Raw genomic sequence first — 21116 nt, 5'->3', positions numbered from 1 at the left:
ATTACTTAATAATCCGAACAATAAGCAAACGCTATTTAAATTGATACCTGGCACCAAGCATGAAGTTGATACCGCGGGTGTTATATCCTAACCAATCTACGTATTTAGTATCCAAAACGTTGTTAAGGTCACCAAAAACATTTAGATTTTTGGTTGCCTTGTATTCCAAATGCAAATTTACCAGGTTATAGTGCTTCAGTGTAATCACTTCTGATCCAGTGTTTGTAAAAGTCAGATCGGTACGGTTACTTGTATATTTGTAGTTAACACCTACCTCAAAATCACTTAAAACATCATAGCTGATATTAGCGCCGAAAGTACTTTTAGGCCTGCGGTAAAGGTTGCCGGTTTGTGTACCGGCTTCGTCGGTTAGTTTACCTGTTACATAAGCGTAATATGCAGATGCATGAATGTTATTATCGTGATATTTTAATTCGGTTTCAAAGCCTTTATCTTTTTGCTGTTGCCCGTTTGCATATTGACTATAAGGAGGGCCAGACAGGTTTTTAAAATAGATAACATCTTTGGTATTGCGCTTGAAAAACTGGGTATTAAATGAAAGGGTATTCTTAACAATATCCCAATCAAAACCTGCTTCATATGATGTTGTGATTTCAGGGTTTAATTTAGCATTACCATATTCTGAAAACAACTGATATAACGAAGGTGATTTGAAGGCCGAAGCTATGGTGCCAAAGATCTTAAACTGATCGGCAAGGAATAATGATGGGTTGATGGTGTAGGTAAACTTGTCGCCATATTTGCTATGGTTGTTGTACCTGCCACCTAACTCCATGTGGAAGATATCGTATTTGAAAAATAACGACGTATAAGCGCTGAATATGTTATTAGCAGCATCACCAGCTTTAATAATGCTCGGCACACCCGGATAAGATGTTGATTCATACAGACTGTACTGGCTTGTGTTGCTGTATTTAAAGGCCGCACCGCTGGTAATATCAAAATACTTATTCAATTCATAATTAAACACAGCTTCGACATTGGTTATACGACCTGTATTTTTTGTAACCTGGTGGGTTCCGTAATTGTCAGATGGCAGGTTATTGAAATCATTTTGAACCGTATTTTGCGACAGGTTCACGTTGAGGTTACCTTTTGGTAAAATCAATTTTGCACCTATGCCACCAAATAAAAATGTGTTTTTATAAGTGTAATCATTGTCGTTTATAAAAGCACCGTAAGGCAGATCACCAGTATTGTGGCTCACCTGCAGGTTTCCATTAAGAATAAATTTAGATGAGACATTTTGGCTCAGGTTCACACTGGCCGAACGTTGGTGAAAACCATCTTTCTTAAAATCGCCTTTGCCAGTGGTATCTGTGGCCGCGGCAAAGCCTTTTGAATCGGTATTTGACAGATTAATGGCTATGCCTGTATTTTTCACCTGTCCAATTAATGAGGCCGACTCTTTGAACGTATTATAGCTGCCACCTGTTAGCTGCAATCCACCGGTTAATCCTTGCTGTTTAGCTTTTTTTGTGATGATATTAATAACGCCTGCTACAGCATCAGAACCATACAGCGTTGAACCGCTTCCTTTCAAGATCTCGATATGATCTATCAGATCCAGCGAAAAAGCGTTAAGATCATAACTACCATCAATGCCCGAAGCATTGTTTACCGGAAAACCATCAACCAGGATAAGGGTATTGCCAGATGAAGCCCCGCGCAGGAAAACCGATGTGCTGATACCGGGGGCATTATTTGCACCAGAAAAAGTTATCCCGGCAACCGTATTTAATAATTGAGGCAATGATTTGCCCTGCGATTTATTGATCTCATCGGCAGAAATGATGGTAACAACGCGGCCAATGTCTGACAGTTTTTTAGGCGACCGGCTTGCAGTTACTACTACCGTATTGAGTGTGCGTGTGGTATCCTGTGCATATGCTGCTGAGGTAGATAACCCAACAGTTAACAAACCGAATCCTAAAATAATTTTAGCGTACTTTTTTTCCATGTATGATTGATATGTATAAAATAATAATGCAGCCTTAATAGCATACACGGAAATGAATAAAATGAAAACACGCCAAACGAAGAGCATTCACATCCAAGCTTCAATCCCCGAAAGCTATGAATAACATATAATGCCTTGGCAGGTCTTCTGACTTGCTCCCCATTTTGCCTGGCCTTCCCTCCTGTTTACAGAAAGTGGCTGTATAGATTTGGCAACGGTTACGGAGCTTACAGCTGCGGGACAGTTACGGATTTACACCGTATTCCCTTTTAATTCATTAAAAAAATAGTTTAATGAAACCTAAAGCGCTGCAAAAGTACAATAAGTATCTGTTAACCTCAAACTACATAACTATATTTATCATGATGAAATATTGCTGCATTTTATTATTGATGATGGGCGCGCTTGGCAGTTTTGCCCAACATCCCGATACCGTTTTTCTGAAAGGTTTACTATATAGCCATCCCGAACTATTTTCAGGCGTTTTGAACCATCCTGCACAAAACGAAATACAGATCCTATATACCCGGATCGACAGGGATAAAGACAATGTTCCGCACTTTACTTCATACAGCTATCATCTTAATGCGCATCATTATTTTTACCCCGCGAGCACGGTAAAGCTTCCAACGGCCATTTTTGCGCTTGAGAAACTTAACGAATTAAAAATAAAAGGCTTAAGCCGCAAATCGGTCATGATTACTGATAGCGCATTTGCCGGCCAGACTAAAGTTAAAATAGATACATCATCCTCAACAGGTTTGTCGAGTATCGAAAATTATATTAAAAAGATCTTGCTGGTAAGCGATAATGATGCATATAACCGGCTCTATGAATTTGTCGGCCGTACAGAGATCAATCAAAAGCTAAAGAAGTATCATCTTAACAATACCCGTATTGTAGGCAGGTTAGCCATAGGTGATGCAGGCGAAAGCACAAAGCACACCAACCCTATTGATTTTTACAATGATAATAAGCTAATTTATCAGAAACCGGCGCTATATGATGCGTCAAATTATCCCATGCACCTGGAAAACATGCTGCAGGGTAAAGCTTATTTAGATAGCAGCGAACGGCTGGTTAACAAGCCTCTTGACTTTTCTGAAAAGAATGTTTACTCTCTCGCCGATCAGCAAATGGTGCTTAAAAGGTTGTTGTTTCCTGAAACTTGCCCTAAAAAGCAACGCTTTAATTTAACGATAGATGACTATCGCTTCATTTACCGTTATATGAGTACCTTCCCCACCGAAAACACCAAACCCACCTATCGCCGCCCCGAATATTTCCCGGCTTATTGCAAGTTTTTGTTCTATGGCGGAGACAGTACAGCAGTTATTAACCCTGACATCAGGATCTTTAATAAAGTTGGTGATAGTTATGGTTATGATATTGATAATGCATATATCGTAGATTTTAAAAACAATGTTGAGTTCATGCTCAGTGCCGTCGTGCAATCAAATGAAGATGGGATACTGAACGATAATAAATACGAGTACACAACGGTATGCCTGCCTTTCCTGAAAAACCTTGGCCAGGTGATATACCAATATGAACTCAAGCGCCCTAAAAAACACCTGCCCCATTTAACTAAATTTAAATTTACTTATAGCAAAAAGCAATAAAATTCACTTCTGGAAAACTTAGTAGCCCTAAAGGTGTTTTAAAAACGATAACTATTTAAAAACCTATGGCAACTACAATAGTAAAATATACCGACAACTTCCCTGTGCTTTATGGAGATGACCGCATAAACCTGAATTGGCCCGAACGCTTTACGTCCATCGCAGGTGGTATGAAGCTCGGTTTCTCAGGTTTTAAAAATATTTTTAAAAACCCGTTTGCAAGTATCGTAAAAATAGGTGCCGGTGGCTATTTGTTAAACAGGGGCATCACAGGGCATTGTGAGCTTTACAAACGTATTGGTAAATTATCCACCAATCCCATAAATGTAAATATTCGTTCGTCGTTTATTGTAAATAAACCCCGGCAAAAGGTTTATGAATTTTGGCGCAAGCTTGATAACCTGCCCCTTTTTATGAAACACCTGGAAAGTGTGGAGGTCATCGACTCTAAATATTCACACTGGGTTTTGAAGCTTCCCAAAAATGTAGCTACAATCAGCTGGCATGCCGAAATTGTCCATGACGAACCTAATGAAGTGATCGGCTGGAGTTCGCTGTCTGATTCGATGATTAATAATGCGGGTAAAATTCGTTTTCAGGATACGGTTGACGGGCAGGGTACCATTGTTGATGTGGTGATCAGTTATCAGCCCCCGGCAGGCGGTGTAGGCGCAGGCATAGCCAAAATACTAAACCCGGTATTCAAAAATATGGTTGATAAGGATATTCAGAACTTTAAACAGTATATGGATATCAATAACGATCCGGATGAGTTTGTTGAAGTAATTGTCGTCAAATAAAAAAATAACACCTTTATCCAAGGGCGCTCAGGTAATGCGAGCGCCTTTATATCTTACAACAATAGCATCATTTATGGGTGAATTTTGATTTGAGTTTTAGAAAACGCCGTTCATAAAGATAATACGATAATAAAGGGACAGTAATCAAACCCAATACATTGTTAGGAAATATGCTTAATAGCATTTTACTATCCCGGCCGGTAAATAACTGTTGCCATATGTATATGCCATAAGATAGAATACCAATAAATGATAGAAATTTATTGTTTAACACCTTAAAAATCCAATCGTTTGCGGGTATGATATTGCTTAAAATTAAATAGCCGGTAATTACTGAAATCGCCAGGTTTACGTACAGTGATTTTAAGGTATAAAATTCGTCAAAGCGCAATCCAAACATCAATATTATAGCCAAAATATTGCCAGCTGCCTTTGTTTGTTTGAGCCAAATTACATTCAAAATTTCTTTGGACGCCATCAACGCAAAAAAACAGCCGACACCAATTGATTGAAACTTTATAAAATAGTGAGTAAAACAGTAAATAATGCCACGATTCAAAACCGGAACAAACTGTTGCACTGTACACAATAGCGGCAATGCGAATACAATGCTGATAATAATATAATAAAATGCAGTTCTGTTGATCTTTAAAATAAAAGGAAAAAGGAGATAAAATTGTTCTTCAACCGATAACGACCAATAATGACTGAAGTAATAAGTGAAATCATGGCTGCGGAAATAGCTAAAATTCATTAGATATAATGCCGAGCCAAAAAATTGAATCCAGGAAATGTTTAAACTATAGAAATGGTTTAATAAAAACACCACTCTAATATATAAATAGGCTAAAGGAAATATTCGCAAAAAACGCCTGATATAAAATTTTTTTAGCGATAAGCCACCTGTTACTTCTTTTTCTTTTAAACATAGGCTCGTAATTAAAAAACCACTTATTACAAAGAAAATGTTTACTCCCAACCCACCATTGAATATTGTAGTATAAAAATAATTATCAGATAACTGAAGGTGGTAAAATACAACCAGGATAATTGAAATGCCGCGAAATCCATTTAAAGAGTAATAATAGTTACTGCGCAATAAGCTGGATAAGACAGGCTGTCCCTCCTTGTTTGATGTCATACCATAAAAATAGGCACTCAAATAATTAAAACAAAAAAGGCCGCAAATTGCGGCCTCTCTCATGCATTAGAATGCGATATTATTTTACTGCATCAACAACTGCTTTGAAAGCGTCTGGGTTGTTCATTGCTAAGTCAGCCAATACTTTACGGTTTAAACCGATTTCTTTAGCGGCTAATTTACCCATCAACTGAGAGTAAGAAATTCCGTGCTGACGGGCACCAGCGTTAATACGTTGGATCCATAAAGCCCTGAACTCTCTCTTTTTGGTTTTACGGTCGCGGTAAGCGTATTGTAAACCTTTTTCAACTGTGTTTTTTGCAATGGTGTATACCTTGCTACGTGAACCCCAATAACCTTTGGCGAGGTTCATGATCCTTTTCCTGCGTCTTCTCGACGCTACTGCGTTAACTGAACGTGGCATCTTGTGTGTTTTTTGGTAGTGAGTGCCTGCATCTCGTGTGCCGGACTTAAAACTCTAATACCTGGTTTTAAAATTTGTGAATTACTTTCCGATACAAAGCATACGTTTTACGTTACCCATGTCGGCATCAGATACTAAGCTGGTTTGACCAAGGGCACGCTTACGTTTTGTCGACATCTTGGTTAAGATGTGGCTTTTGTATGCGTTTTTTCTTGCGATTTTACCGGTTCCAGTAAGCTTAAAGCGCTTTTTAGCACTGGAATTGGTTTTCATTTTTGGCATAACTCTATTTATTTGTGTTAGATATTAACGTTTCTCAACGTTTTATTTTCAAACCCCGATCCTGAGACCGAGGTTATTTAATTACTTTTTAGCTGCCTTAGGTGCAAGGGTTAAAAACATCCTTTTCCCTTCAAGCTTTGGTAATTGCTCCACTTTACCAACTTCTTCCAATGCCTGGGCAAAGCGAAGCAATAAGATCTCGCCTTGTTCTTTGTAAACAATGGCACGACCTTTAAAGTGTACGTAAGCCCTCACCTTTTCGCCAGCTTCCAAAAACTTAATGGCATGCTTTAATTTAAATTCAAAGTCATGATCATCAGTATTCGGTCCGAAACGGATCTCCTTAATAACCGTTTGCTTGGCATTGCTTTTTATCTCTTTAAGCTTTTTCTTTTGTTCGTAAATGAACTTGTTATAGTCCGTTACTTTACAAACCGGCGGTACGGCGTTAGGAGATATTTCAACCAAATCCAGTTCCTGCTCCTGCGCTATTGCAAGGGCATCTCTTAATGAGTAAACTCCCTGCTCAACGTTATCACCTACAAGGCGAACTTCCTGAGCCCTAATGAATTGGTTTATGTTATGTTCGGCTTCTTTTTTCTTAAAAGGAAGCCTTGGTCCTCTATTGAAAGGTTTGTTTAATGCCAAGTTATACTGTTATTTCTTTAGTTATCTGTTCTTTAAAATCTTCAATGCTCATACTTCCCAAATCACCGGTACCATGTTTACGTACAGAAACCAAGCCTTCGGCAGCTTCTTTTTCGCCCACAACCAGCATGTAAGGGATTTTTTTGACTTCAGCATCTCGTATCTTTCTGCCTATTTTCTCGTCCCTGAAGTCGATTAGCCCGCAAATATCGGAATCTTTTAATATATCAGAAACTTTTTTTGCATATTCTTCATATTTTTCTGATATGGGAAGTATAATGAACTGCTCGGGCGATAGCCACAACGGGAAATTACCTGCACAATGCTCAATTAATACCGCTATAAAGCGTTCCATCGAACCAAACGGCGCCCTGTGGATCATTACCGGACGGTGCTTCTGATTGTCGCTGCCTGTATATTCCAGTTCAAAACGTTCAGGCAGGTTATAGTCAACCTGGATAGTACCCAATTGCCATTTACGGCCAAGAGCGTCTTTTACCATAAAATCAAGCTTAGGGCCGTAAAATGCAGCCTCACCGTATTCAACAACGGTAGGCAAGCCTTTTTCGGCTGCTGCCTCAATGATGGCATTCTCGGCCAATGCCCAGTTTTCGTCACTGCCGATATATTTAGCGCGGTTCTCCGGGTCACGTAACGACACCTGCGCTATGTAGTTATCAAAGCCCAAAGCTTTGAATACATACAATACAAGGTCAATTACTTTTTTAAATTCATCCTTCACCTGATCCGGACGGCAAAATAAGTGGGCATCATCCTGAGTAAAACCACGTACACGGGTTAAACCGTGCAACTCGCCGCTCTGCTCATAACGGTACACAGTACCAAACTCAGCAAAACGAACCGGCAGGTCTTTGTATGAACGCGGTTTTGTTTTGTAGATTTCGCAATGGTGAGGGCAGTTCATCGGTTTTAAGAAAAACTCCTCTCCTTCCTGCGGGGTCTTTATCGGCTGGAATGAATCGGCACCGTATTTTTCATAGTGACCCGATGTTACATACAGATTTTTATGACCAATATGAGGAGTGATTACCTGCTCATAGCCTGCTTTTACCTGTGCTTTTTGCAAGAAATTTACCAAACGTTCGCGCAATGCAGTTCCTTTAGGTAACCACAATGGTAATCCCATACCTACCTTTTCCGAAAAAGCGAACAGTTCCAGTTCCTTACCCAATTTGCGGTGATCGCGCTTTTTAGCCTCTTCGATCATATGCAGGTATTCAGTAAGTTCGCTGGCCTTAGGGAAAGTAACGCCGTATATGCGGGTTAACTGTTTGCGGGTTTCATCACCACGCCAGTATGCCCCGGCAAGGCTCATGAGCTTAACCGCTTTTATAAAACCTGTATTAGGGATGTGGGGCCCGCGGCACAGATCTGTAAAATTACCTTGCGAATAAAAAGTAATAGCACCATCAGGCAGGTCTTTAATCAGGTCCAGTTTATACTCATCACCTTTTTCAGTGAAATACTCAATAGCATCTGCCTTGCTTACCGGTTTGCGGATGTATTCCTCTTTGGTTTTGGCAAGTTCGATCATTTTATCTTCGATCTGCTTAAACTCGTCAGAAGACAAAACCTTGTCGCCAAAATCAACATCGTAATAAAAACCGGTTTCAATTGCCGGACCGATACCAAATTTAGTACCCGGGTTAAAGGGCTTCCAAAGCCTCGGCCATTAAGTGGGCTGATGAATGCCAGAAAGTTGACTTACCATCAGCATCGTTCCAGGTTAATAATTTAACATGGGCATCCTGCTCAATAGGGCGACTTGCGTCCCAAACCTGGCCGTCAACTTCGGCCGCTAATACGTTACGTGCTAATCCTTCGGAAATCGACTGCGCGATTTGCATGGAAGAGATCCCTTTGTCATACTGACGAACGGATCCATCGGGAAGTGTAATGTTAATCATCTACAACTATGATTTAAAGTTTTATAAAATTACGTTTAAACGGTCACCTACAAAGTGACCCTCATTTTGTGGGTACAAAAATAGAATTTTAAATAGCATTTAACATCAAAGCAGTTTCAATTTTTTGTTTGATGGGGATTTTCAGGCTTGTAGCATAGAAAATAAAAATGGGGCATCTTAATTTTCAATTTATATGAAAAATTAAGATGCCCCATCGGTTTACGGTGTTGAGCCTACTTAAAAGCCTCGTTCGACGGATTAGAATTAACAGATGTCTCTTTAACCTTAAATTCAATTGGTTGGCCAACCAGGATGGTCTTTACAGAGAACGGAATTTTAATACCTCCGTTTATACCTTCATAGTTACCAAACTCAACAGTCAGGTCATTTGCCCCTTCAATGGTTTGTTTAAGCTTCAGTCCTGTTTTTTGGCTATAATAATTATGGATATGAATCTCAGTACCTATATTGATATCAACCTCGTAGGCCAGCTCGTTATTTACCACTCTTAAAATAGGCTGCAGCGTTATATTTTGATTTATCCGCTCATAATCAAGTTCGGGAAACGGGCGGCTTTTAAGTTTGATCATTTTTTTGGCTGCATCATCAAGCTGTACATCCCTGTTAACCTGCCTTGCTTTTATACTATCGCCATTAAGTGTGATATGCGACACAACGAGGTTGTTATATGAGGGTACTATTGCTTCCTGGTAGTACTTATCAGGCATTTTATACCGGGTTACCAATTGAACATCGGCGCCTTGTATATTACCAACTGCCGATGTTTGCAGATCGCGAATATTTTTTAGTTTGTCGGCACCGCCAATGGCATCTAAATACGCCTTGATTACAGTACTTGCAGTTGTGCCTTGTGGAATCGGCAGCCCGCTATATGAGTTATTTTCGGGATTAACATCAGGTAAATTATGATCAGGATCGATGGTTGCATAAGCAATTTTCGAGGTCGATTTGTACGGGAAGGCCCAGGTATCGCCGCGCTGCCAGATCTCAGCCGGAAGCTTTACAATGCCGGTTTTTCCGTTCTCTTCTTTAATTGATATGGTAACCGGCAATGCCATTTCTTCCAGGTTTACAATGGTGATTGTAGCACCTTTGGTGGCATCATTATCTGGATAAGAAATATCCTTTATACCCTGATCAACTTTCCAGGTGGTGAAAAACCATTCGTTCCAAAACCAGCTCAGGTCCTCACCTGCGGCATTATCCATCGTATGGAAAAAATCCCAGGGAGTTGGATGTTTAAAAGCCCAGCGTTTGATATAGGTTTTAAATGCATAATCAAAACGCTCTTCACCTAAGATCTGTTCGCGTAAAATAGTTAATCCTAAGGCCGGTTTTTCATAAGCAGCAACTGCTAAAAAATCCTCCTGTATCACATCGGGCGTATTCATAATAGCCTCAGCACCTGGGCTAAATAAATAAGCGGCACTTTTTTGCTGATCGGGCTTTTCATAATATTCACCCTTGTTAAATACCTTGGTATCAACATTATTTAAAAAGGTGTTAAAACCCTCGTCCATCCAGGCGTATTTACGCTCATTTGAACCGACGATCATCGGGAACCAGTTATGGCCAAACTCGTGGTTGGTAACCTCCCACAAACCCCCGTTTTGATTATTTGAGCCACAGAATACGATACCCGGGTACTCCATCCCTCCTACTATACCGGCCACATTAGTAGCTACAGGATAAGTATATTCAAACCATTTATCACTATATAGTTCAATTGCGGCTTTAACATATTCGGTTGAGCGGCCATACGAGTTATTCCCTTTAGCCTCAACTGGATAAACTGATTGTGCAAGAGCTTTTTTACCACTCGGCAAATTGATGCGTGCGGCGTCCCAGATAAATGCTTTTGACGCAGCCCAGGCCACATCACGGGCGTTTTTACACATAAAATGCCAGGTGAGCGTCGGCTTTTTCGGGTAATCGTTATTACGTAAAATATCAGTCGAATCTTTAATGATAACTGTTTTATCACTCTTACGGGCTTCGGCCAAACGGTTTATCGAGGTAGGTGATAATACTTCAGCAGGGTTAAGCAGTTCGCCCGATCCAGCTACAACCAAACTTGCAGGCGCGGTAATAGTATAATCAAAATTGCCGTACTCCAGGTAAAACTCGCTTGCACCAAGATATGGTATGGTGTTCCATCCGGTTACATCGTCGTAAACTTCCATGCGTGGGTACCACTGCGCAATTTCATAGATCCAGCCATTTTTACTATGCTGACGGCCCATTCTGTCGGTACCATATTCGGGAATATCAAAACCGTATTCAATCTTGATCTGCAATTTGCTCCCGGCTGCACGTAATGAATCTTTAAGCTTGATCTGCATACGGGTATCAGTGATCAGGTAATCGGCTTTCAGCGTTTTGCCTTTGTTGATGATATAAACCGATTTTATTTCGGCACCCTTTGTATATGATTTATTTGCAAACCTTCCACCCGAAACATTGCTTGTAGATTCGGCACGTGAATCCTCTTTATAAATATTCTGATCTACCTGGAGCCATAAAAACCCAAGCGCATCCGGGCTGTTATTGGTGTAAGTAATTAAAGTACTGCCCTCTATCCGGTGTTTAGCGGTATCAAGCGTAACATCAAGCTTATAATCGGCCCGGTTTTGCCAGTATTTTGGACCTGGAGCACCACTGGCCGTCCTGAACTCACCGCCCCTTTCGGGGTAAAATATAGGGTTAAATACTTTGTGCTGATCATACTTGGGTGCTGCCTGATCTGCATTTTGCGCTTTTACTTCACCGGCATAAATGCCTAAAACCAATAACAACGCGGCTTTGTAGAATTTCATTAACTGTGTTTTAATTGTGAGGGAAAGATATTAAAATATATTTGACTTGAAACGTAATTGCTTGGTTACGTAGTATCAGGCTCATTTGTTTATAACAATTACGAATAAACTATTTTGCTAAAATGGCCGTTGATACATTGTTGCAAATCAATCCCTATTTTTTATATTTTTGCGGATGATTTACGGCACATACAGGTCGTTGATCGCAGCCCTAATAAATGGATATATCAGTTGTAGTACCTCTTTACGATGAAGTAGAATCATTACCCGAATTAACCTCATGGATTAGCCGGGTAATGGACGAAAACCGTTTTACTTACGAGATAATTTTGGTTGACGATGGCAGCAAGGACGGATCATGGGAAATGATCAGAAAGCTGCAAACCGGTAATCCTTTTATCAAAGGCATTAAATTCAGGCGTAATTATGGTAAATCCGCAGCCCTTAACACCGGTTTTATCGCTGCCAAAGGCAATGTGGTGATCACCATGGATGCCGATTTGCAGGATAGTCCGGATGAGATCCCGGAACTTTACCGCCGGATAACTGAAGAGAAATACGACCTTGTTTCGGGCTGGAAAGCAAAAAGGCACGACCCGCTGAGCAAAACTATACCTACCAAACTATTCAACGCGGCAACCCGTCGTATGAGTGGCATCCATAACCTGCATGATTTTAATTGCGGTTTAAAAGCCTATCGTAATGTTGTAGTTAAAAACATTGAAATTTATGGCGAGATGCACCGTTATATCCCGGTGCTGGCCAAGTGGGCAGGCTTTACCAAAATTGGCGAACAGGTTGTTGAGCACCGCCCTCGCAAATATGGCAAAACCAAGTTTGGCTTAAGCCGGTTTATCAACGGCTTTCTCGATCTGCTTTCAATTTTCTTTGTAGGTAAATTTGGCAAGCGTCCGATGCACTTTTTTGGTACGCTGGGCACATTGAGCTTTTTTACGGGTTTGATTATGGCCATCTGGATAATTTGGGAAAAGCTTTACAATATAGCACACAACCTAAAATACAGGGATGTAACCACGAGTCCGCTGTTTTATATAGCCTTAGTTGCTATTATATTAGGCTCACAATTGTTTTTAACAGGCTTTGTTGCCGAGCTTGTTTCACGCAGCGCAAGCGAACGTAACCATTACCAAATTGAGGAAACAATTTAATCAGATTTGAGATGTTAGATATGAGATTTGAGACTTTTTGAATACTTGCCTCCTGTCTCATATCTAACATCTTAAATCTCACATCTATTCTAAAAACATGTTTTTTTCCATCATCATTCCTTTATATAACCGACCGCAGGAAATTAAAGAACTGCTGGAAAGCCTCACCTTGCAAACCTATCACAATTTTGAGGTTTTGGTTATTGAAGATGGTTCTGTAAATGATGCTGAAGTCATAGTAAATACCTTTACCGATAAGCTTAACCTGCGTTATTTTAAAAAACAGAATGAAGGCCAGGGTTTTGCACGTAACTTTGGTTTTGAGCGTGCCAAAGGCGATTATTTTGTAATTTTTGACTCGGATTGTTTAGTCCCCCCCAATTACCTCCGAATTGTAAACGATTCATTGGCAAAAAACTATCTCGATGCCTATGGTGGTCCCGATGGCGCACACGAATCTTTTACCCCTACACAAAAAGCCATAAGCTATTCCATGACCTCCCCTTTTACTACCGGAGGTATTCGTGGTAATAAAAAAGGTATAGGGCAGTTTCACCCACGTAGTTTTAACATGGGTGTTTCAAGGCAGGCCTGGGAAAAAGCCGGCGGATTTATTATCACCCGCCTTGGTGAGGATATAGAATACAGCATTAGGATCCATTCGCTGGGCTTTAAAATTGGGTTGATTCCAGATGCAATAGTCTATCATAAACGACGAACCAACTTTTATCAGTTTTATAAGCAGCTGCACTTTTTCGGAAGGGCGCGCATCAATATTTCTAAATTTTTCCCGCAGGAGTTAAAGCTGGTTCATTTTTTCCCGGCTGCTTTTACAGTAGGTGTTATCCTTACTATTATTCTAAACCTATTTGGCTCTGTATTAGCACCTGTAGGTAATTTTATACTGTTGATTTTCACTTTGTTAATATTTTTCCATGCATGGTGGAAAAATAAATCGTTAAAAATCGCATTTTTGAGCATTATAGCTGCCTTCACACAACTTATTGCCTACGGGTTAGGATTTATACAGGATTTTTGGAAGCGGAAAGTTTTAAGTAGATCATAAGCAATATGTACCACCCCTTTTCTGTAGCGGAGACCATTAAAACCGCATGGAATATTTTAAAGAAGAATTTTGCCATAATCTCGGTCTACTCGGTAGTTGCCATGATATTTGTCTTCATATCAGGCTTTGCCGTATTTTATTTTGATGATAATGCAATGGTGAGTTCTATTGGCTTTGTTGTGTTACTGGTTGAAATAACTTTCATATTCTTAGCATTTATAAAGCTGGTATTCAGATTAATGGACAAAGAATACTATGATTTTGATTTTAGCGAGATCATTCCTAAAATCAGGATGCTGGTAAGCTATCTTACGTTATTGGTACTGGTGAGTACATTAGCTGTTTTTGCGACCCACCTGGTTGAAGGTTTAAAAGAAGGTTTCGCCCAGGATTTTTTCAAATTTATTATCGGACTTATTGTTCAGTTCTTTTTTTTGTTCTATTTTCCTATTTGCACCTGTTTCATTGTTGATGACGCGTCGGGGCCGATAGAATCAGTACAACAAAGCTTTTATTTGATAAAGGGGAATTTTTTAAAATATTTCTTGATCTTCATTATAATCGAAATATTGATGCTGGTTGCAGCAATCACCGTTGTAGGGTTAATAATAGCTATTCCATTTGCTAACATAATTTTGATGGCAGCCTATCGCAAACTGGTTTATAGCCACCTTGATGTGGATGATGACCTATCTGAAACCAATTAAAAATGGGATTTAAATCTGCATTAAGTAAAGTATTTGCTGCCTTTGTTAATCGGGAATTAAATAAGGTTCGTAAAAACGCGGTTGCATTTCAGCAAAAGGCATTTACAGATCTGGTGCATGCGGCCAAAGACACCAGTTTTGGTAAAGATCATCAGTTTGAAAAGATCAACAACTACGAGGATTTTAAGCGATTGGTGCCTGTACATGACTATGAAGACCTTCGCCCCTATATCGACCGAGTGGTTAATGGCGAGGAGGATGTGCTATGGCCCGGGAAACCTGCTTATCTCGCCAAAACATCCGGTACAACATCCGGTGTAAAATATATCCCCATTTCTAAAGAAAGCATGCCGGAGCATATCAAAGCGGCACGTAATGCTTTGCTAAGCTATATCCACGAAACCGGTAACTCTGATTTTGTTGATGGCAAATTGATATTTTTGCAGGGCAGCCCCATTTTAGCCGAAAAGCATGGCATTTCAACAGGCAGGCTTTCGGGTATCGTTGCGCATCATGTTCCCGCTTATCTGCAAAAAAACCGCTTGCCGAGCTATGAAACCAACTGCATAGAAGACTGGGAACAAAAAGTTGATGCCATTGTAGACGAAACTTTTAATGAAGATATGCGCCTCATCAGCGGGATCCCTCCCTGGTGCCAGATGTATTTCGACAGGCTTTCGGCCAAAGCAGGAGGTAAAAAGATAAAAGACATTTTCCCAAACTTTAAGCTTTACGTTTACGGAGGAGTTAATTACGAGCCTTACCGCGCCCGTATTGAGGAAAGTATCGGTTTCAAGATCGATTCGATAGAAACCTACCCGGCATCTGAAGGATTCATCGCGTTCCAGGATTCGCAAAAAGAAAAAGGCCTTTTATTATTAGTTGATTCTGGGATCTTCTACGAATTCATCCCATCCGAAGAGTATTTTAATGAAAGCCCAACCCGCATTAATATTAAAGATGTAGAGTTGAATAGAAACTACGCGCTCATCATGAACACCAGCGCTGGTTTATGGGGCTATAGCATAGGCGATACGATTAAATTTGTTTCAAAAGATCCGTATCGTATTGTGGTAACCGGCCGCATTAAGCATTATATATCGGCTTTTGGTGAACATGTTATAGGCGAAGAGGTAGAGTATGCATTAATGAGCGTGGCTAAAGAAGAGGGCGTTGACGTGGTTGAATTTACCGTTGCACCCCAGGTTAACCCTGCAGCGGGGCAATTACCTTACCATGAATGGTTTATCGAGTTTGGTACAGCCCCTGACAATCTTCAGGCTTTCGCCATAAAAGTGGACAAGGCGTTGCAGAATAAAAATATTTACTATTTTGACCTGATTGAAGGTAACATTTTGCAACCTTTGGTGATCCAAAGCCTGCAAAAAGATGCCTTTATCAATTATATGAGGACTGAAGGTAAACTTGGCGGGCAAAACAAAGTACCACGGCTATCAAACGACAGGAAGATTGCCGAAGGATTAAAGAGTTTTATAAAATAAAGATACTTGAGTAACCAAATAAAAAACATTGCCATCCTTGGCTCAACAGGCAGCATCGGTACACAAACACTTGATGTTGTAAGGTGGAACAGCAATTTATTCAGGGCGTTTTTGCTCACAGCACATTCTAATGCCGATTTACTCATCAGCCAGGCTATTGAGTTTGTGCCGGAATATGCCATTATCTGTGATCAAAGCAAATACCAGGAAGTTAAAGAGGCTTTAGCACATTTGCCAATACAGGTACTTGCCGGTCACCAGGCTATCATTGATACAGTAACGCATCCCGAAATTGCGGTTGTGCTGACTGCCATGGTAGGCTTTGCAGGGCTTGAACCAACTATTGCAGCTATTAAAGCGGGTAAAGACATTGCCCTGGCCAACAAAGAGACATTGGTTGTTGCCGGCGATATCATAACCGCATTGGCGAAACAAAATGAAGTTCAGATTCTACCGGTTGATTCGGAGCACTCAGCAATATTCCAAAGTCTCGTTGGTGAGGAGTATAAGTCGATAGAAAAACTGATCATTACCGCATCGGGCGGGCCTTTCCGCGGCCGCGGTCTTGATTTCTTAGCCAACGTTACCCGCGAAGACGCGCTTAAACATCCAAACTGGGTAATGGGCGCCAAAATCACCATCGACTCGGCATCATTAATGAACAAGGGCCTTGAGGTTATTGAAGCCAAATGGCTGTTTGATGTTGAGGCCGATCAGATCGAGGTTGTAGTTCACCCGCAATCTATTATTCACTCACTGGTGCAGTTCAGGGATGGATCAATTAAGGCACAATTGGGTTTGCCCGATATGAAGCTGCCTATACAGTATGCCCTCACCTATCCCAACCGGATCGAAACGAATTTTAAACGTTTCAGCTTTGCCGACTACGCTAACCTCACTTTCGAAAAACCAGACATGGAAACTTTCCGTAATCTAAGCTTAGCGTACGCTGCGTTAAAACAGGGAGGTAACATGCCTTGCATTATCAATGCGGCAAATGAAATAGCGGTTGCCGGGTTTCTTGACCGTAAAATTGGCTTTTTAACTATGAGCGGCATCATTGAAGAGTGCGTGCAGAAAATAAATTTCGTTGCAAACCCTACCTTAACAGACTATTTGAATACTGACAAAGAAACACGCATCTTTGCGCAAAATTATATACAGCAACGAGCTTCAAAAACATTACAGTTTTAATATTACATAGATATAGATAATGAGTATAGTGATCATGGTGGGCCAGCTTATACTGGGCCTTTCAATTTTGATAATCCTGCATGAACTGGGGCATTTCCTGGCGGCACGGGCCTTTGGCATTAAGGTAGAAAAATTCTACCTGTTTTTTGATGCCTGGAACGTGAGCCTGTTTAAATTTACATATAAAGGCGTTGAGTATGGTATTGGCTGGCTACCACTTGGTGGCTATGTTAAAATTGCCGGTATGATTGATGAATCGATGGATACAGAACAAATGGCTGGTCCGCCGCAACCTTGGGAGTTTCGTTCAAAACCAGCTTGGCAGCGCCTTATTGTAATGCTTGGTGGTGTTACGGTAAATGTTATACTGGGCATCTTGATATTTTGGGTGCTAACCATGCGTTTTGGCGATAGTTATATACCTAATTCGGCAGCAAAATACGGTATTGTACCAGGTGAAGTAGGTAAAAAAATAGGCCTTCAAATAGGCGACAAGGTTGTTGCTATCAATGGTAAGCCATTTGAACGTTTTGATGATCTTACAAGTCCGCAGGTATTATTGGATAATACTGTTTTTACCGTGTTGCGTGGCACCCAAACTTTGCAGATCAGCATTCCGCGTACCATCCTAAATGATTTGAACGATCATGATATAGAAGGTTTCATCAGTCGCCTGCCCCGTGCCAAGTTCATTGTTGATTCATTGGAACCGGGCAGTAATGCTGTAAAAGCAGGTTTAAAAAAGGGCGACAGCATTGTAATGGCCAACAATCATCCAATTGTATTTTGGGACGAATTGCAGGCTCAACTATCGGCTAATAAAGGCAAACAGGTTGAACTGGGTATAAAACGCAACCATGAACTGGTTACCTTGAAAGCACAGGTTACGCCAGAAGGCAAGCTGGGCTTTTACCGTGCAAAAAGCGATTTTCCGGATATCAAAACAATAAAGTACGGTTTTTTCGAGGCTTTTCCTATAGGAGCACAAAGAGCATGGGGAACTTTCAGGGATAATGCCAAAGGTATCGGTAAGATTTTCAGAGGTGATGTTAACCCTGGTAAAGCAGTAAGCGGACCGGTAGCTATAGCCAACCTGTTTGGTGGTACTGTTGATTGGGTTCACTTTTGGACGCTGGTTGGCTTCCTTTCGATGGTATTGGCATTAATGAACCTTTTGCCTATTCCAGCTCTTGACGGAGGCCACGCGGTATTCCTGATCATTGAAATGATTAAAGGTAAACCGTTGAGCGATAAGTTCCTTGAACGCGCCCAGATTGTAGGCTTTGTAATTTTAGTTACCCTAATGGTATTTGTTTTTGGTAACGATATTGTGAAGCTGGTAATGAAGAAATAGCGATTAGAGATTAGTGATTGGAGGTTAGAGATGCCTCCCAAGCATATAAAACAAGAAAGGTCTTTCAACTACTGAAAGGCCTTTCTTGTTTTATATGAATTTATCAATCAATTGAATAGCTGTACAAATTAGAATTAGCTTTAAGCTTTGAGCATTCTGCTTTCAGCTTGTTTTATACCGCCGGATCAATAGGTTTAGGATCTTCGTAATTATCGGAAACGGTGTCAAAAGGTGATCTTTCATTTTTGAATACCGCTGCCGAGATCAGACTCACTATAGCGCCAAAAATGACGTATATAAATACAACGCTTACTGTCGCTATAACCGCAAAATATTTACTTACCATACTTAAGGCATTGTCTATTTGATCCTGCGACAGATTTCCTTTTGCTTCCATTTGCGCGCGTGAGGCAGTTAGGGCCTTATTAACCATTTCCGGACTTAATATCGCATAATATACATAAGTGAATACCGCAACGAAAACTCCTGTAAAAATCGCATATAAAAAACCGGATAAAAAGCCTTCTCCGTAGGTAATATATCCGCCAAGCTGATCTTTGTATTCTTTTTGCGTTAACAGCAAGAAAGCGATGAAGGGCAAAAAACTCAGGTATTTAAGAGATGAGTTGGGGTCAATATCAAGAAACTGAAATGCATAAGTTATAACTATTGAAGTTACCAGGTTAATTAGCGCCCACTTCAGGGCTGGTTGCGATGGGCTCGCTTTTTTTATTTCCATGATATAGGTTATTTAGTGTTTGGTTAAAATTAACTAATTATCTTATATCATGTATATGTTTATTTTTTACCCAGGCAAATGCTTTTCAAATGTTTATCGCCGATATCTCGTTGTTAATTAATATAACTGAGGAAAGGCTATGATACAGGCGAGCTATTAGATGCTGTTTTATGGTCTGAAGCAGGTTAAACGCCCAGGCCCACTCGGCACCTATTTTTGCAAATAACAGGCGCAAACATTCAGATGTGCTTAATTATTCAAAAATATCAGTAGTGTTAACCCGGTAGAAATACAATATACTGATTACTATTATTTATAATCACTTTATTTAAAATGTGTTAGCCAGTGTTAACCCAGTTTATTAGGGTGTGTTATCCTGGTTTTAATTTCGTAAACTCGGTATAACAAAACAGGCCTTTCAAAATTTGAAAAGCCTGTTTTGTTATACGATTAATCTTTTATTCAAGAAATAGACTCCGCCGGCTCCCGTTTAAAGAAAGCAGCGAAAATTATCGATAAAACAAACAGAAATATAATGCTTATACCTAATGACTGGATTTGCTGACCTATGGTAATGCTTTTTCCGGTTTGAAAGCTTTTCTCCATCTCCTGAATCTTGGCGTCAGCTTCCTTCTTTTCTTCCGGTTTGGCAGTGCTTTCTTTCAGTTTAGTCAAAGCTGTAACCATAGCTGTCTTAGTCTTCTGAGCCATTTGCGGTTCTATAGCGTTTGCAAATATCTGATCACGTAGTATAAATATGGTCAGGTTTGAAATGAAAAACATAATGAAAATTCCGGTGGCGGCCTGCCTCATTGTCCAATACCCGCCGACTTTGCTCCTCAGATTTATGCAAAACAAAGCAGCAATAGCTATCGGAAATATGTACGTGAAAAGTATTGCACCAACTGTTATTGCGACAGCCGATGCTACACTTACCATAAAATAAAAATAAATAATACTTACCACAGCCAATACTGCACCTAAAATCAATCCTTTGATAAGTCCTTGTATTTTTATGGTTCTTTCTAATTGTGCGCTCATCAAAAAGGCTATTGAAAACTAACTAAAATTTCTAAAACTGCCATATCAAACTCTTTGTTGATAGCATTATCAGCAATCTCTTTCTTCTCTTCGTCAGATGGATCAATGTTTTGAAAAAAGCACATCATGGGGTAAAACAGCTCTTTAAGCTCCGAATCTTCAGGAAGCGTAGTAGCAACCTTGCTGATTTCGGATACCGGGCTTTCAATCAGGATTTGGTTGGCAATAACCGGCTCATAAATGCGGTATTCATCCTGGAACTCGTCTTCATCAACTAATAAAAACTCTTTCAGGTAATCTTCCAGTTCCGGCTCAATATCTTCATCTTCACACTCATTCAGATATAGTAAAAGGTTAAGGAGTTCGGTACCGCGGTCGAGCGTTTCTTCTTCAATGCTCTCCCATTCAGGAGTATCGAGGTAATCTTCTTCCAGTTTTTTAACATCTGCGCTAAAGAAGTTGATCATTAGCAAATCGAAGAAGATCTCACGAAGTTCTTCTACTTCAGGATTTTCATCAAAAACCGCATCAAGCTCATCTACTTTAGATAAAAAATCTTCGTCGGACGCAAAAACATCAGCAAACTCATCGGTTAGCTGGGTTGCATCAAAGCTGTTGTATTTGGAGAAGGCCTCAAGCGCTGCTATAAAGGCGTTTTCTATTTTAGGATCGATCATAGGT

The 21116-nt window shown here is 40.2% G+C and carries 17 protein-coding genes, 1 pseudogene and 1 riboswitch; of the genes and pseudogenes, 8 read left to right on the top strand and 10 right to left on the bottom strand.

The features are described from left to right. Positions 1 to 31: 31 nt before the first annotated feature. On the bottom strand, positions 32 to 1981 hold the full coding sequence (locus ABID99_RS12030; protein WP_373613845.1) for a TonB-dependent receptor plug domain-containing protein: 1950 nt from the start codon (positions 1979 to 1981) through the stop codon (positions 32 to 34). 119 nt (positions 1982 to 2100) lie between these two features. Continuing rightward, positions 2101 to 2300, bottom strand: a riboswitch (cobalamin riboswitch). Here ABID99_RS12030 and ABID99_RS12025 point away from each other — a divergent pair. After that, positions 2275 to 3603: a serine hydrolase gene (locus tag ABID99_RS12025; RefSeq protein WP_373613844.1), complete on the top strand. Its 1329-nt coding sequence runs from the start codon at positions 2275 to 2277 to the stop codon at positions 3601 to 3603. (Overlaps the previous riboswitch by 26 nt.) A gap of 65 nt (positions 3604 to 3668) precedes the next feature. Next, on the top strand, positions 3669 to 4403 hold the full coding sequence (locus ABID99_RS12020) for an SRPBCC family protein (protein WP_090525622.1): 735 nt from the start codon (positions 3669 to 3671) through the stop codon (positions 4401 to 4403). A 67-nt stretch (positions 4404 to 4470) separates the two neighbouring features. On the opposite strand, the gene ABID99_RS12015 is transcribed toward ABID99_RS12020, so the two are convergent. From ABID99_RS12015 to ABID99_RS11990, 6 genes and pseudogenes are all read right to left on the bottom strand, one after another. After that, a complete protein-coding gene (locus ABID99_RS12015) occupies positions 4471 to 5544 on the bottom strand; it encodes an acyltransferase family protein (RefSeq protein ID WP_373613843.1) in 1074 nt (357 codons plus the stop codon). Positions 5545 to 5623: 79 nt separating this feature from the next. Continuing rightward, positions 5624 to 5968, bottom strand: coding sequence for a 50S ribosomal protein L20 (gene rplT / locus ABID99_RS12010; protein ID WP_022829871.1), 345 nt, complete (start codon positions 5966 to 5968; stop codon positions 5624 to 5626). 81 nt (positions 5969 to 6049) lie between these two features. Further along, entirely contained in the window at positions 6050 to 6250 is a 201-nt protein-coding gene (gene rpmI / locus ABID99_RS12005) for a 50S ribosomal protein L35 (protein ID WP_090525627.1), read from the bottom strand. An 81-nt stretch (positions 6251 to 6331) separates the two neighbouring features. Beyond that, a complete protein-coding gene (gene infC, locus ABID99_RS12000; protein WP_090525629.1) occupies positions 6332 to 6898 on the bottom strand; it encodes a translation initiation factor IF-3 in 567 nt (188 codons plus the stop codon). A gap of 1 nt (position 6899) precedes the next feature. Then, positions 6900 to 8826 (bottom strand): annotated as a pseudogene (gene thrS, locus ABID99_RS11995) (threonine--tRNA ligase). A 233-nt stretch (positions 8827 to 9059) separates the two neighbouring features. Further along, entirely contained in the window at positions 9060 to 11663 is a 2604-nt protein-coding gene (locus ABID99_RS11990) for a M1 family metallopeptidase (protein ID WP_373613842.1), read from the bottom strand. Between the two features lie 218 nt (positions 11664 to 11881). Between ABID99_RS11990 and ABID99_RS11985 the strand changes: the two genes are divergently transcribed. The 6 genes from ABID99_RS11985 (at position 11882) to rseP (ending at position 18655) form a co-directional block, all read left to right on the top strand. Then, on the top strand, positions 11882 to 12832 hold the full coding sequence (locus ABID99_RS11985; RefSeq protein WP_090525633.1) for a glycosyltransferase family 2 protein: 951 nt from the start codon (positions 11882 to 11884) through the stop codon (positions 12830 to 12832). A 97-nt stretch (positions 12833 to 12929) separates the two neighbouring features. After that, a complete protein-coding gene (locus tag ABID99_RS11980; RefSeq protein ID WP_176624693.1) occupies positions 12930 to 13898 on the top strand; it encodes a glycosyltransferase family 2 protein in 969 nt (322 codons plus the stop codon). Between the two features lie 5 nt (positions 13899 to 13903). Further along, the gene (locus ABID99_RS11975) at positions 13904 to 14605 is read left to right on the top strand and encodes a hypothetical protein (protein ID WP_090525637.1); all 702 of its coding nucleotides are present in this window, start codon (positions 13904 to 13906) and stop codon (positions 14603 to 14605) included. A 2-nt stretch (positions 14606 to 14607) separates the two neighbouring features. After that, entirely contained in the window at positions 14608 to 16107 is a 1500-nt protein-coding gene (locus ABID99_RS11970) for a GH3 auxin-responsive promoter family protein (protein WP_373613841.1), read from the top strand. Positions 16108 to 16113: 6 nt separating this feature from the next. Next, positions 16114 to 17301, top strand: a complete 1188-nt coding sequence (locus tag ABID99_RS11965) for a 1-deoxy-D-xylulose-5-phosphate reductoisomerase (RefSeq protein WP_373613840.1) — start codon at positions 16114 to 16116, stop codon at positions 17299 to 17301. A 19-nt stretch (positions 17302 to 17320) separates the two neighbouring features. Then, a complete protein-coding gene (gene rseP, locus ABID99_RS11960) occupies positions 17321 to 18655 on the top strand; it encodes an RIP metalloprotease RseP (protein ID WP_090525641.1) in 1335 nt (444 codons plus the stop codon). 172 nt (positions 18656 to 18827) lie between these two features. Here rseP and ABID99_RS11955 read toward each other — a convergent pair whose 3' ends face one another. From ABID99_RS11955 to ABID99_RS11945, 3 genes are all read right to left on the bottom strand, one after another. Continuing rightward, positions 18828 to 19394, bottom strand: coding sequence for a DUF4199 domain-containing protein (locus ABID99_RS11955; RefSeq protein WP_373613839.1), 567 nt, complete (start codon positions 19392 to 19394; stop codon positions 18828 to 18830). 462 nt (positions 19395 to 19856) lie between these two features. Next, a complete protein-coding gene (locus ABID99_RS11950; RefSeq protein WP_090525645.1) occupies positions 19857 to 20435 on the bottom strand; it encodes a DUF4199 domain-containing protein in 579 nt (192 codons plus the stop codon). Positions 20436 to 20443: 8 nt separating this feature from the next. Continuing rightward, on the bottom strand, positions 20444 to 21112 hold the full coding sequence (locus ABID99_RS11945) for a hypothetical protein (RefSeq protein WP_373613838.1): 669 nt from the start codon (positions 21110 to 21112) through the stop codon (positions 20444 to 20446). Between the last annotated feature and the right edge of the window lie 4 nt (positions 21113 to 21116).

Origin of the sequence: Mucilaginibacter sp. OAE612, from assembly GCF_041806395.1 — a bacterium.
Lineage (GTDB): Bacteria > Bacteroidota > Bacteroidia > Sphingobacteriales > Sphingobacteriaceae > Mucilaginibacter > Mucilaginibacter rubeus.
This window is presented reverse-complemented; position numbering and strand designations above follow the sequence as displayed.